The following is a 14,389-nucleotide window of genomic DNA, read 5'->3' on the forward strand; positions in this document are numbered from 1 at the left end:
CGATAAAATGTGGATTTTTAGTTGGCACTTCAAGCCCCCCTCCGGTTGCGAGCGCCCTCGCATTGGTATTCCGGGAGTCTGAAAACACTGACTTGACTCAGCTTTTTGCTTTTAGTGCGGAAACGCACCTGGACATAACAAAAACTCCCGGAATTCTAAGGATATTCGCAAAAGTGGGCTCAATTGTACGTTAGGGTTTAGGGCTTTTAGTTCCCTGTTGATCGCTGCGTAGACGATCAAACTTACGATATTTATTCATAAGGCAGTTTCAGAAGGTTGGCAAGAAAAATGAAAAATTTTCTATTCTGTTATACCGTAAAACGGCGCTATTTGAAGGAGGAGTGAAGAGCTTGAATATTCAGGGTAGGGCTTGATTTGTTGAGCCTGGTGAAGTGCTGTCTTTGGGGGGTGGAGACTGTAAGGTACTAGGCAAAAAGCTGGGTTCGTTTATACCGTAAAACGGCGCTATTTGAAGGAGGAGTGAAGAGCTTGAATATTCAGGGTAGGGCTTGATTTGTTGAGCCTGGTGAAGTGCTGTCTTTGGGGGGTGGAGACTGTAAGGTACTAGGCAAAAAGCTGGGTTCGTTTTCAGAACAGTGTTTACAGTGCAGCGCGGGTGGTGATGTGGAAATTTTATTTGGCTGACTTCTGTAATAACGTAAAAGCGTTAAAACGTATATCCGTAAAATGATGCGGGGGATTTGTGCTTTGTGTATACTTTTATTTGGCGTGGAATGTGGTGAGATAAATGGGGGAATGCATTTGTGAGTGGAGCGGGGAAAGCTGGGATGAAAAGGGGTGTTAAATGCATTTTCTGGAGAAGAGTATGTGGAGAATATTTGGAGGAAGGGCTTATTTGTCTTGTCTGATAAAGCGCGTCTTTTGAGGGGTGGTGATAATTATATGAAGTGATCAGTAGTCCTTCCCTAGATAAGAAGCTGGATTGTTTACGGACCAGTGTTTATCGAGCGGTGTGGGGTGGTGAATCTTTCGTTGGCTGTTTTCTGTGAATGTGTAAAAGCGTAAAAATGTGAATCTGTTAAAGTGAAGAGGAGGATTTATGGATTTATGTATTGTGCGTGTTTTGGTGGCACGTTGGGTTTTTGCATGGATGGGGTGAGATAAATGGGGAGAGAACGAGAGCTTGTTAATCGAGGAGGGAAGCTGGAATGAAGAGTGCTGTAAGTCGTGAATGTTTGATGGGAGAGAAAAAGGAGTGCGTGGAATGGAGAGAGTGCCTATGGACAAGGGGGAGGGTGTGGATAAGAGGCGGGGGTAGTGCAAAGGGATGCGGTGAAGGGATGGTGTGAGGGTGATAGAAGAGGGAGGTGAGGCTTTTTATTAAAGGGTATTGTGGTTTTGAAAGGGGGTGAGAATGGAGAAAATGCCCTGGAAAGTATGGTGATGTGGTGAGCTAAAAGGGATGAGAGCAGGGCTCGAAAAAATAACTGGGAAAGGGAGCCGTGGTGGGGAAATGAAAAAAACTTCCTCATCCCCCAGTTGTTTTCAAAGGGGAGTGAGGGGGCTTATCAAGAAGAAAAAAGCTAGTTTCTTTTCATAATCTTCCAAGTTTTTCCATCAGACATATACATAATCTTTTGACCTGTGGTTATCTTTTGTGTGCCGTGAGTAGTGTGAAGCGTAGAACTAGAAGCCGCTAGATGATCTATAAAGATTGATTTCCACTTAAATGAATCAGGAGATGGAAAAGAGATATTGGGTGCCCAAGAACGATCTTTTGAACGAATAACGACAAGTTCTTTTTGTTTCAAGATGTTAGAAATTGTTTCTGCAGACAGATCTTTCCCATTGGAAATTTGTATTTCTGGTCCAGCAGTAGGCGAGGCTAAACCTCCAAGGTCGCTTATACTTGTCATGCAAAAAGTGAACGTACATGATGTTTGGATGAGGTCAGAATCTCGGCACTTTCCTTGATTAGAAACTTTCAGACTCCCTTCGTGTAGCTTGTTTTGTTTTAAGCCTTGAGGATCAAAAAAAATTGAACTTTGCGGACTTAAATCATAACAAGAGGAAAGATGTCTCTTCCAACGAGAATGGTCTTCAACAAAACTTGAAGATTTACGGAGTTTGCCAAATGTATTTGGTACTTCTATGGTCCCAATATTCACTTTTTTACCCGTTATAAAATCGACTACTTTCGCTGTAACTAGATTTTCATTTTTTTCAACATATAATTGATATCTGCGTCCCATCTCCCATGGAAACTTGATTTCACATCGTACTCCTGAACCTTCTTGAGTAAAATGCTTACATGTATTACCCTTCCATCCCGTTGCATTCCAGATAGAAAAATGAATGGTACGGCCGCTCCTGTTGAAAAAACCAATTTGTCCACTTTTCCCGTTTTGGAATTCAAATTTATTTCCCCAGAAATAGATGGAGTTAGGCCCACCATCGTAATTTACTTGCTGGGTGAACACAAATAGATCAAATAATGCATTTTCAGGCCATGTATGCTCTATTGTAATAACTTTGCCGGCAAAAATGGCATAGCTTGGTTTACTTATTAGAAGAAATAAAAGTATTAAAGTAACCTTTTTTACAGTATGGTACATACTCAAACTCCTTTATTTTGATAAAGACAGTGTAAGTTTATAAATATTAAAGCTTATACTCAATGTTTTGTTAAGTAAAATTAGAGAAAATACTTTAATGTTTACTCTAAACTATATGCTGTAAAGACTACTTTGTTTAAAGTGTTTTTGCATGCTCCTTTTCTGCTGTTCAAATTTAAGTTTTAATGGTGGAATTTAGGGGTGATGGTTTAAAAAGGGGAGTGATGATGGGGGGGTATGAGAAAAGTTGCGGTTTTTATTTAAAATGATAGCGTATTTTTTTTCTCCCTCTTGCTATGAGGCTTGTAGAAACCCATATTCTTTTTAGCACTATGGTTCTTCTTCTTGCTGCTTTTTTCGCGGTGTTTTTTAGAGGCTGGATAATCCTTTCTGGATGTTTCTTTTGTGGAATATTGGAGAGGTTAAAGTGTGGTGATGGCTTGAGATTTAAGGAAAAAAAATGAACTTGGAAAAATATAGCGAACGCGTGCAGGGTTTTTTACAATCAGCACAAAATAGCGCTCTTGCTTCTGATCATCAGCAGTTTTTGCCGGAGCATTTCCTGAAAGTGTTGTTAGACGATTCTCAAGGATTGGCTGCATCGCTTATCCAAAACGCTGGTGGTGATCTTACTCTTATTCAAAAGGCGCTAAAAGAAGCACTTGATGCTTTGCCTAAAGTGCAGGGGGGAAATGGACAGCTCTATCTTTCTCAGCCATTGGCAAAAGTTTTCGCACTGGCTGAGGATATTGCGAAAAAAGCCGGTGATCAGTTTGTGACCGTGGAGCGCATGTTGCAAGCGCTGATCATGGAAAAGACCGCAAAAACAGCCGATATTTTAACAAGTGGAGGATTGACCCCGCAAGCGCTTAATCGGGCAATTAATGCGCTGCGGAAAGGAAAAACAGCAACAAGCCCCCATGCTGAAGGACAATATGATGCCTTGCAAAAATATGCCCGGGATCTCACAAAAGATGCCCGTGAAGGAAAACTCGACCCTGTGATTGGGCGGGAAGAGGAAATCCGCCGCACTATTCAGGTGCTTTCACGGCGGACCAAAAATAATCCCGTGTTGATTGGTGAGCCTGGGGTGGGGAAAACAGCTATTGTGGAAGGGTTAGCTCTGCGCATTATCAATGGCGATGTGCCTGAAACTTTGCGGGATAAACAGCTTCATGCGCTGGATATGGGAGCGCTTATCGCTGGTGCAAAGTATCGTGGGGAATTCGAAGAGCGCCTTAAAGCGGTGCTGGCAGAGGTGCAAGCTGAAAATGGACAAATTATCCTCTTTATTGATGAATTGCACAATCTTGTTGGCGCTGGAAAATCTGATGGTCCTATGGATGCTTCTAACTTGTTAAAACCTGCTCTTGCACGCGGAGAACTCCATTGTGTGGGCGCTACTACGCTCGATGAATATCGAAAATATGTCGAAAAAGACGCTGCTCTTGCACGCCGCTTCCAACCTGTCTTTGTACCTGAACCCTCTTTGGAAGATACTATTTCTATTTTGCGCGGTATTAAGGAAAAATATGAACAACATCACAAAGTGCGCTTGGCTGATAGTGCTTTGATTGCGGCGGCGCGTTTGTCTAACCGCTATATTACGGATCGCTTCTTGCCGGATAAAGCTATTGATCTTATCGATGAAGCGGCGGCGCGGTTGCGCATGCAGGTCGATTCAAAGCCGGAAGAACTCGATGCTGTTGATCGGCGTATTTTACAGTTGAAGATCGAACGGGAAGCTTTGAAAACAGATGTCGAGCCAACAGCAAAAGAACGTTTGAAAAATGTGCAGGAGGAACTGAAAACATTGGAACAACAGTCCGCTGAGATGACAAGTGCTTGGCAGGCTGAGAAACAAAAATTAGGGCATGCTGCTGATTTGAAAAAACAACTCGAAGAAGCCCGTAATGCTTTGGCTATTGCACAGCGTGATGGACAATTCCAACGCGCTGGAGAGCTCGCTTATAGCGTTATCCCTGAACTCGAAAAACAATTGAGTATTGCGGAAAATGATGACCAACAAAATCATCTCGTTGAAGAGACGGTTACTGCTGAACATGTGGCGCGGATTGTTTCGCGCTGGACCGGTATTCCTGTTGATCGAATGCTGGAGGCAGAACGGGAGGCGCTGTTGCGGATGGAAGATGAAATTAGCAAACGTGTGATTGGGCAGGGAGAGGCTGTGCAAGCTGTTTCTCGTGCTGTACGTCGTGCGCGTGCAGGGTTGCAAGATCCCAATCGTCCCCTTGGCTCTTTCATGTTTTTGGGTCCTACTGGTGTGGGGAAAACCGAATTAACCAAAGCTCTTGCCGCTTTTCTTTTCCAAGACTCCAATGCCATGTTGCGCATCGATATGTCGGAATATATGGAAAAACATGCCGGGGCGCGGCTGATTGGGGCTCCACCTGGATATGTTGGATATGAAGAGGGTGGGGTGCTGACCGAGGCTGTACGTAGAAGACCTTACCAGGTCATTCTGTTTGACGAAATTGAAAAAGCACACCCTGATATTTTTAATCTCTTGTTGCAAGTGCTCGATGAAGGACGTTTGACCGATAGTCAAGGACGTACCGTTGATTTTCGTAATACCTTGCTGATTATGACTTCTAATCTTGGTGCTGAGTTTTTAACTGCTTTGCCTGAAGGGCAAACAACCGATCAGGCAAAAAATGATGTTATGAATGTCGTTAAAGCGGCTTTCCGTCCTGAATTTTTAAACCGTATTGATGAGATTATTCTCTTTCAAAGGCTGCAACGTCACGATATGGAAGCGATCGTCGATATTCAGATAGAACATTTGCAAAATTTGCTCAATGAACGCAAAATAACTTTGCAAATCGAGCCAGAGGTGAGAAAATTTCTTGCCGATAAAGGCTATGATCCGCTCTATGGTGCGCGTCCGCTTAAACGGATTATCCAAAAAGAAATTCAAGATCCACTGGCGGAAAATATCTTATTTGGAAAAATTCACGATGAGACAACGGTGAAAATTACAAAACAAGGAGATCGGTTGGAATTTTTGCCTGAAGATTAAGTTTGGAAAAATTCATGGTATAAAGGGCGGTGATAATCCTATTATGCGATAAAACACCGCTCTTTGAAGCGTGCTGATTTAGAAAAATTCACGATGAGACAAGCGGTATTTTATTGCAAAGCAAAGGGAGTGGCTGGTGTTTTTGCATGTTAAATCAGCGTTTTCGAATATCGTAGGATTCTTTTACTTCTGTTTGTCATGAAAACTATTTTCTTGCAATGTTATAAGTGAAGTCACAAGCGGGATTGCTTTATTGCTTTATTGCTTTGTGCGTAAAAGCGTTAAAGAGAAATGCCGTTTATCCGCCGTAAAACATTGCTCTTTGAAGGGGTGTGGGGGATTTTAGACGAAGATATTTTGACGATGGATTGGAGTTTTGCTGTTTAAGCAAAAGGTGGAGGATGCGTAAAATGCACGGCTCTCTCATTTTTTCGGTGACGTGCGTTTTTCTGCTTTAAAATTTTGCTAAAAGTTTTTTAAAACTGTTTGATTGATCACAACTCTATGTTGGTGGCTAATAGATGATGGAGCATGATTATCTGCACAATCAAGTTTGCTCCTTTGCAGTTTTTTTTAATCAAGATAAAGACTTGAAAAACAAGACCTCTAACTTGTTTTGGTTAAAATTTCCGCTATTCGTTGTTATAAAAGCAAGTTTAAGTGAAGGTGTATATTAAAAATATCATCTATATCTTAATTGATTTTACTTTACTTTACTTATTTACTAATAAACTATAATATGGTAAATACTAAGTAAAACAAAAAGATAATGAACTTTTTTCAAGAGTTTTAATAAAAACTGTATTGGAGTTTATTGATCAAAAGGATCATTTGAAATTTAAATGGGGGGTATAATCTCATGAAATTAGCTACAAACTTAGCCACAAACAAGGAATTAATTAACAGCTGGTTTGCAAAGGAAGTTAAGAGTTACAATCGGCGTATTCCAGAAGGCTTAAAGGATTTCTACGAGGATAGGAAAGATTCGTTAATAAGTGATGATAAGCTTCAACAGGAAATTTTGGACTCTTTAATACAGCGTATATCGTTAACACCGGATGATTCCAATCCATTAAAGATGTTTCTTGAACAAGGCATTTCTTTTAGGGAGGAGCAAGGGGCGAGAGTTTTTGATACTATTAGAGGTGAGCATTCGATATCTGTTAAAAGTGGAGAAAGCGTTGATCCATTTAAAGTGAATGATCCAAAAATTGACGCATCATCTATACCGGACAAACGAGAAAATACCCATACATTTACGATGACGTGTGATCGAAGAGAGCGTGCTTTTAGAGAAGAGTGTGGGCTGGACAATCTTTTAGAAGAGATTAGATCGTCTGTCCGAGAGCAGGATAATGTTGAGAGTTACAATTGGTTAGAAAAGCTTATTGATCGTGCAGTAAACAGTGAAGTTGCACCGTTACAAGAAACACAAGAAATCTACATTCCAGACATTCGTGATCATCGTTTAGATGAAAAATCATATGAGCTCGCTATAAAAATCATTCGACGAGCAGTCAGATGTCTTGGGGTTCCCTCACGTTTGTACAATGCTTGTTATTTTCAAAAAGCTTTTTCTTTGCGTGATCTTGTATTCATTTTTGGCATAGGTGCTCAATTTGATATAAATGCTCTAGTTCTTAACGAAGTCATGAATATATCGACAGTTTGTGACGCTAAAAATAACCTTTTAAAAGTAAAAGATTTTGGTGAGAAAAATAGCGATGTTATTGGTCTTGCTATGTCAAAAAAAGCGATATCTATCGATGACTTAAAAAGAAAAGGGTATAGCGAGTTTGATCCAAACAATTTGAGCACGAATATCTTTTTTCATATTTCGCAATCGTCATTATTTCGTCCGTTTGAAACAATGATTGTTTTTAAAGCAGGGACTGATGATCAGATTGAAAAAACAATAAAAAGGTATGAAGGCGCCAATGACATGAAGTTAAAAGAAGAAGCAGAGAAAGAAGCTTTAAAAAGAGTGAAAGTGCTATAAAAAGACTAATTGAGGCATTCAAAAGTCATTGGAAAATTATAAGTGACAACAAAAATGCAGCTGATTATCCTATCTGCCGTAAAACACTGCTCTTTGAGGGGGCGTGGTGTGCTAGAATATTTGAGGGCAGGGCTTGAGTTATTGAGCCTGATGAAGTGCTGTTGTTTGAGGGGAAGCTGGTTTGAATTTGACTTAAGGGGGGATATGAATGGAATAACGTTGATCGTTGCGCTGTTGCTTAATCAGAAATTAGCCACAAGATTGCTTTTTGTTTTTTCGCTTTGAGCTCTCTAAAATTTTTCAAAAGGGTGTGTTCTTTTTCGCTATAGGTTTCTTGATTGTGGTGTAAGAGGGTTTCTTTTGTGGGAAGATCTTCTTTTGTGGCAATGTCTGCATAAAAAAAGTTCATAGGAACTTCTAGTTTTTGAGCGATTTCCAGTAAACATTTGGCACTTACACGATTGAAGCCTTTTTCGTATTTTTGGATTTGTTGGAAACTGACACCTAAATAGCTTCCTAATTCTTTTTGGGAAAGCCCTATTGCAATGCGTCTGTGACGGATTCTTTTGCCTATCAGAATGTCGATAAAATGTGGATTTTTAGTTGGCACTTCAAGCCCCCCTCCGGTTGCGAGCGCCCTCGCATTGGTATTCCGGGAGGTTGAAAATACTGAGCTCAGTCAGCCTTTTGCTTTTAGTGCTTACCGCACCTGGACATAGCAAAATCTCCCGGAATCCCGGGACACCCACAAAAGTGGGTTCATTCTTATGTATCGAGGTTTCGGGCTTTCAGTTCCCTATTGATCGTCGCGTATACGACCAAACTCACCCTTTAAGTAATAAAGTAGTTTCAGAAGATTGGCAAGAAAAATCAAAATAATCTCAAAGACTATAAGATTGGGTACTTTTTAAAAAGTGCGAAATATGGATTATAAATCGCGTTTTTTGCTTAATCAGAAATGTCGATAAAATGTGGATTTTTGGTTTGCACTTCAAGCCCCCCGCTAGGGGCGAGCGCCCTCGCATTGGTATTCCGGGAGTTAAAAACACTGACTTGACTCAGCTTTTTGCTTTTAGTGCTGAGAAGCACTTGGACATAGCAAAAACTCCCGGAATCCCGGGATACCCGCAAAGCGGGATAAATTTATGTTTAGGTTTCGGGTCTTCAACTCCCTATTGATCGTTGCGTGGACGATCAAAATCACACTTTAAGTGATAAAGTAATTTCAGAAGATTGGCAAGAAAAATCAAAAATTTTCTATTCTATTATGCCGTAAAACACTGCTCTTTTAGGGGGAGTGAAGAGCTAGAATATTTGAGGGCAGGGCTTGATTTGTTGAGCTTGATGAAGTGTTGTCGTTTGAGGGGGGCGTCTGAAGACTGTAAGGGGTACTAGGCAAAAAGCTGGATTCGTTTATAGACTATTGTTTATAGAGCTGTGCGGGGTGGTGAACTTTTCGTTGGTTTTGTTCTGTAAAGATGTAAAAACGTAAAAATGTGAATCTGTAAAAGTGAAACGAAGGACTTATGGATTTATATATTGTGCGTGTTTTTGGTCACTTTGGGCTTTTGGGGGCGTGGAATGTGGTGCGAGGATTGGAGGGAAGTGTTTTCATAAATGGAGGGGGAAGCTGGAGGGAAGAGGGGTGTTAAGTTGTTAAGTGTGTGATGGGAGAAAAAAGGGGGAATGGAGGATGAAGAGAGTGCGCATGGATAGGGGGAGAGTGTGGGTAAGGCGGTGGTGCAAAGAGATGCGTGAAGGATGGCGGCTTTAAGAAGATAGGGCTTGATTTGTCGAGCCTGATGACGTGCTGTCGTTTGAGAAGTGGTTGGGTGTAAGCTTTATTTTGTGGGGAAAGTTGCTTTTTATTGTGGGATTGTAGACTAGTGCTGGTTGGGAATTTTCATTCTTTGAGACGTGGGGTGGAGGTCAATGTAATAATATGGAAGATTGTGATCTCATAATTTTTACATTCTTTCTTTTTTTAAAGATATTACTTGATATTAGAGTAAATGCTTATATCAAGAGGAGTATTTCTTTAAAAATTTTCACTTAACTTATTAAGCGATTTATTAGAATAAACAACTCTTTTGAAGTTCATATCACCAATTGTAGCGAAGGAAGTGTAACTTTAAGTGTAGCAAAGTTTAAAATTGGATGGTTGATATGAATTTGTTTTTAAAAAAGAGTCCATTAGCTCTTTTTTGCTCTCTCTTTATTTCCAAAGTTGGTGATTATGCTTATGAAGTTGTTTTTATTTTACTGGTCTTAGAATTAACAGATAACACCTTTTTTACAGGTCTTGTGTATTTTTTTCGATTTATCCCTTTTCTCTTTTTTGGCCCTAGGAGGTTGGTTAGCGGATAATTTTTCTTTGAAGAAAAATATGATCTTAAGTGAAGTTGTTAGATTATTAGCTTCATTGTTTGTTTTTATAACTTATATAACAGGTACGGCACATATCATTGTTCTTATTTTTGCAGCAATATGTACAACGATAGGAAGAAGTATTTTCCAACCAAGTTTTCAAGCTGCTATTCCCAGAATGTTTTCAATAAAAGATCTTACAAAGGCCAATAGCATTGCTCAAATTATCATGGAAACGGCAGCCGTCATTGGCCCTTTGGTTTGTTCCATACTGCTTTTTTTAGCAAATAAATCGGCAGTACTCATTTTTGATTTTTTTACCTATTTTATATCTATTATCATGTTATTTAATCTCATGAATTTAAATTCAAGCGAGAATAAATCATTCAATTTTATAAAAATTTATCGAGAAACAGCTTCATATCTTAAATATATTTCTACAGAAAATAATAATTTATTTATTACGCTCGTTGGATCGTCGTTTGCTATTCTCTTTACGGGTGCTATTTTAAGATTTTTAATTCCAGCTTTTGTTCTTTTTGTGGGGGGAGAGGAGAGCCTTGTGAGTTATATTTTTTCTCTCATGGCTGTTGGAACTATTGTTGGTGGTTTGTTCTATAGTAAAATTATATTAAATATTACATCGTTGAAGCTCATGATATTTTGGCTTCTTTATGGGGTTATCCTGTTTGTTATGCCTTTAGCTGCTGGACTTTATTTAAAATTCCTTCTCGTGTTAGCATTTGTTCTGGGATTTATTGGTGCCTTTGTGGATATTGGTTTAGTCTCAGCTATTCAATTATATTCTCGTCGTGAAGATTTTGGTAAGAGTTTTGGAACCTTTTCAACTTTAGCGAACTCTGCCGAAGCAATGTCTGGCTTTATTGCTGGACTTTTGGCACTCGTGGGATTGTTAAGCTCTTTTTTAGCTATGTCCGCATTAATTATTTCCACGGGAATTATTGGCGTTGTAAAAATTAAGAAAAATAAAGAGTTAACACCTCTTAACACGACAGTCGATGACGACCATTGATATATTTGATATCTCCATGCCGTTTCTTTTTTCTAAAGACGGTTCGCTCATTATCTTATTCATGAGGTAAAAACACCGCTTTTTGAAGGGGGGTGATCTGAAACGAATGAGTGGTCAGTGGTGGAAACTTGCTAGGCAAGCATTTGAATTCTTTACAGACCGTTGTTTATAGAGTGGTACGGGGCGGTGAACCTTTCCTTGGCTTCGTTCTGTAAATGTGGAGAAGCGTAAAAATGTGAATCTGTAAAAGTGAAGTGGGGGATTTGTGGTTTATATATTGTGCGTGTTTTTGGTCACTTTGGGCTTTTGGGGGCGCGGAATGTGGTGAGAAGGATTGGGGGGAAGTGTTTTCGTGAATGGAGGGGAAATGAAGGGTGCTGTGCGTTGGTTTATGTAATGCAACACACCATGAAAGTAAGTATACATATACTATATGTATACTACATGCTTTACATGTGTTTTTTCGTACTTTTAACATATATATTTTGTGTCTTAAACATAAGCTTTGAGTACTATGAGAGATGGTGGTCGTTTTTTTAACAAGCGAGAAAGTGATTAACTAATGCTTGATAGTAAAGCAGTATGTTGTTAAGGCTATTCTTTGAAAGGAGGCTCTTATTTCTGGTGTAGGAGCTTTTCAGAAGAGAATGCAATTAATAGGGGAGTTAAGATGTCAAAATATTTATTTCCGTTACCGCTTGTATTGGTGGCTGGTTGTGCATCTATCAGTAATTATTCATCAAGTTATGTCAGTTCAAATATTACGAAAGATGATGTAAAATTAATTGCTAACGATTTTGTTCGTAATCTTAAAAAACCTTTACCGCCCGCTACAACAACACTTATTGTGAAAAAAAATAAAACAGAAGACAACTTTACTCCTGTATTTATTGATCTCTTGCGACGGAATGGATATAACGTGATCTATACAGATCAACCAAACAAACAGCAAAATGGTGTAATCTTGACTTATCAAATAACGCCAATAAAGACAGGTATCATGTCTATGGTTTCTTATGATGAGGTTGGAGTAACCCGTTATTATTTCCGTACTTATAATAGATGAAACCCCTTTGCCGGTTTGTCTCAAAGAAGTAGATAATGAAGAAATGTGTTTCAGGGGAAGTGTTGGGATTGAATTAATCAATAAAAATTTGCAGATGTGAAAATTGCATATTCAGACGATAGTTATTCATCGTCTCGTTTACAATTTCAGTGTTGTAACGAAGAAAGATGTCGTTTTATCTGTTTGCATTTCTTCATGTTCTGTCTCAGTTATATAGCGCTTTTATCGTTTCTGTCTTATAGAAAATTACTTTCTGTTCTACGGCTCTATATGCCAATCTAATAGTCAGATCTGATCAATCAAATTCATATGAGCTCTTTACAGAAATCTGTTGTTTGAGATTGTTGTAAAGGTGTTTTGTTTTTATCAAATTATCGCGTGGTGGTTTGGGAGTTTCCTTTGGCTGCGTTCTGTAATGATGTAAAAGCGTAAAAATGTGAATCTGTAAAATGAAGCGGAGGATTTGTGCTTTGTGAGAGCTTTTATCATGGCATGGAATGTGGTGGGAAGGATTGGGGGAAGTGTCTTCGTGAATGGAGGAGAAAGTTGGGATGAAGAGTGTTGTTGAAGTGCGTTTTCTGGAGAAGAGTGTGTGGGGAATGGCTGTGAACAGATTGCAGAGCTGATGTGTAAAGAGATGTGAAGAGAGAAAAATCGTGGTGGGCGTTTATATTCTATGCGGAGCTTAACAATTATAGTTGCATCTATATTTGTATGGGGGATATCCGTGAAATGGGTATGAGAAGCATTGAGAGGTGTTTTTTTAATAAGTGGGTGAATGAGCAATACAATGAAAGCCTATTTAGGGGGAAGCCCATTTAGAGGGGGAAGGCTATTTAGGAAAAATCCTATTTTAGCTCTTGTTGTTTTAGACATTGTGTTTTGTATGAGGGGAATTTTGCAGGAAAGGGTGTTTTGAGGGATGTGGCTTCCTTAAAGAAAAACACAAAAATATAAAAACTTGACAAGGTAAATGTAAAAAGGTATCATAATGATACAATCGGAATTGTGCGTTTAAATCAGAAGAGTCTTTTGATAAGATTCTGTGAGAGGGGTGGGGATGTTTTTCTAAGGTTTTGGTGTTTTTATCCTATTTTGAAGTTTGTTATCCTATGATGTCGTAAACCGTTTTTTGAGATATGGTGGTATCAGGCGGGCAAGGCTTTAGGCTGAGGGGAATATTGGCAACGGATGTCGATTGATGGGCTTTTGCTTAATCAGAAATCAACCACAAGATTGCTTTTTGTTTTTTCGCTTCGAGCTCTCTAAAGTTTTTCAAAAGTGCGTGTTCTTTTTCGCTGTATGTGTCTTGATCGTGGTGTAAGGCATGTTCTTTTGTGGGAATATCTGCTGTTAAAAGGTCCGCATAAAAAAAGTTCATAGGAACCTCTAGTTTTTTAGCAATTTCGAGCAAACACCCCGCGCTTACACGATTAGATCCTTTTTCGTATTTCTGGATTTGTTGAAAACTGACACCTAAATAGCTTCCTAATTCCTTTTGAGAAAGCCCCATTGAAATGCGTCTGTGACGGATTCTTTTACCTATTGAAATGTCATTAAAATGTGAATTTTTAGTTTGCACTTCAAGCTCCCCTCCGGTTGCGAGCGCCCTCGCATGAGTATTCCGGGAGTTTGAAAGCACTGAGCTCAGCCAGCCTTTTGCTTTTAGTGCTGACAAGCACTTGGACATAGCAAAAGCTCCCGGAATTCCGGGATACCCGCAAAGCGGGATAAATTTATGTACTGAGCGTTCGGGCTTTCAAATCCCTATTTGACCGTTGCGTGGACGATCAAAAACACAGATCAATTCATAAGGCAATTTCAGAAGATTGGCAAGAAAAATCAAAATAATTTCAAAGACTATAAGATTGGGTACTTTTTAAAAAAGTGCGAAATCTGGATTTTTAGTTTGCACTTCAAGCTCCCCTCCAGTTGCGAGCGCCCTCGCATGAGTATTCCGGGAGGTTGAAAGCACTGAACTCAAATCAGCTTTTTGCTTTTAGTGCTGACAAGCACTTGGACATAGCAAAAACTCCCGGAACTCCGGGATACCCACAAAGTGGGGTAAATTAACGTTTGAGTTTTCGGGCTTCAACTCCCTATTGATCGCTGCGTAGACGATCAAGTCACCTTTTGAGTGATAAAGTAAATTCAAGGGATTGGCAAGAACAATTAAAAGATTTGGAAAATGAGAGCATTTTTTTGTATCTTAAAAATTATCTCATTATATTCTTATGCCTTATGCCTTATGCCTTATGCCTTATGCCTTATGCCTTATGCCTTATGCCTTATGCCTTATGCCTTATGC

Annotated in this window: 7 protein-coding genes and 1 pseudogene; 5 read left to right on the forward strand and 3 right to left on the reverse strand. The window is 39.4% G+C overall.

The genetic code is table 11. The annotated features are described in order from the left end of the window. Positions 1 to 1,544 precede the first annotated feature (1,544 nt). A complete protein-coding gene (locus ACFINO_RS08010) occupies positions 1,545 to 2,576 on the reverse strand; it encodes a DUF3472 domain-containing protein (protein WP_375655394.1) in 1,032 nt (343 codons plus the stop codon). A gap of 460 nt (positions 2,577 to 3,036) precedes the next feature. Here ACFINO_RS08010 and clpB point away from each other — a divergent pair, with 460 nt between their 5' ends. Together clpB and ACFINO_RS08020 are read left to right on the forward strand one after the other, a co-directional pair. Continuing rightward, positions 3,037 to 5,616, forward strand: a complete 2,580-nt coding sequence (clpB, locus tag ACFINO_RS08015; RefSeq protein ID WP_375655395.1) for an ATP-dependent chaperone ClpB — start codon at positions 3,037 to 3,039, stop codon at positions 5,614 to 5,616. Between the two features lie 859 nt (positions 5,617 to 6,475). Further along, on the forward strand, positions 6,476 to 7,615 hold the full coding sequence (locus ACFINO_RS08020) for a hypothetical protein (protein WP_375655396.1): 1,140 nt from the start codon (positions 6,476 to 6,478) through the stop codon (positions 7,613 to 7,615). 238 nt (positions 7,616 to 7,853) lie between these two features. On the opposite strand, the gene ACFINO_RS08025 is transcribed toward ACFINO_RS08020, so the two are convergent. Then, on the reverse strand, positions 7,854 to 8,225 hold the full coding sequence (locus ACFINO_RS08025; protein WP_375655397.1) for a helix-turn-helix domain-containing protein: 372 nt from the start codon (positions 8,223 to 8,225) through the stop codon (positions 7,854 to 7,856). 916 nt (positions 8,226 to 9,141) lie between these two features. Here ACFINO_RS08025 and ACFINO_RS08030 point away from each other — a divergent pair. From ACFINO_RS08030 to ACFINO_RS08040, 3 genes and pseudogenes are all read left to right on the forward strand, one after another. Then, complete coding sequence (locus ACFINO_RS08030) at positions 9,142 to 9,267, forward strand: hypothetical protein (protein WP_375631859.1); 126 nt, start codon at positions 9,142 to 9,144, stop codon at positions 9,265 to 9,267. A 514-nt stretch (positions 9,268 to 9,781) separates the two neighbouring features. Then, a pseudogene (locus tag ACFINO_RS08035) lies at positions 9,782 to 11,015 on the forward strand (MFS transporter). Positions 11,016 to 11,685: 670 nt separating this feature from the next. After that, complete coding sequence (locus tag ACFINO_RS08040) at positions 11,686 to 12,081, forward strand: hypothetical protein (protein WP_375639979.1); 396 nt, start codon at positions 11,686 to 11,688, stop codon at positions 12,079 to 12,081. A gap of 1,213 nt (positions 12,082 to 13,294) precedes the next feature. Here the strand turns inward: ACFINO_RS08040 and ACFINO_RS08045 are convergent. Continuing rightward, complete coding sequence (locus tag ACFINO_RS08045) at positions 13,295 to 13,663, reverse strand: helix-turn-helix domain-containing protein (RefSeq protein ID WP_375634545.1); 369 nt, start codon at positions 13,661 to 13,663, stop codon at positions 13,295 to 13,297. Positions 13,664 to 14,389: the final 726 nt, after the last annotated feature.

Origin of the sequence: Bartonella sp. AA83SXKL (assembly GCF_042196965.1) — a bacterium.
Lineage (GTDB): Bacteria > Pseudomonadota > Alphaproteobacteria > Rhizobiales > Rhizobiaceae > Bartonella.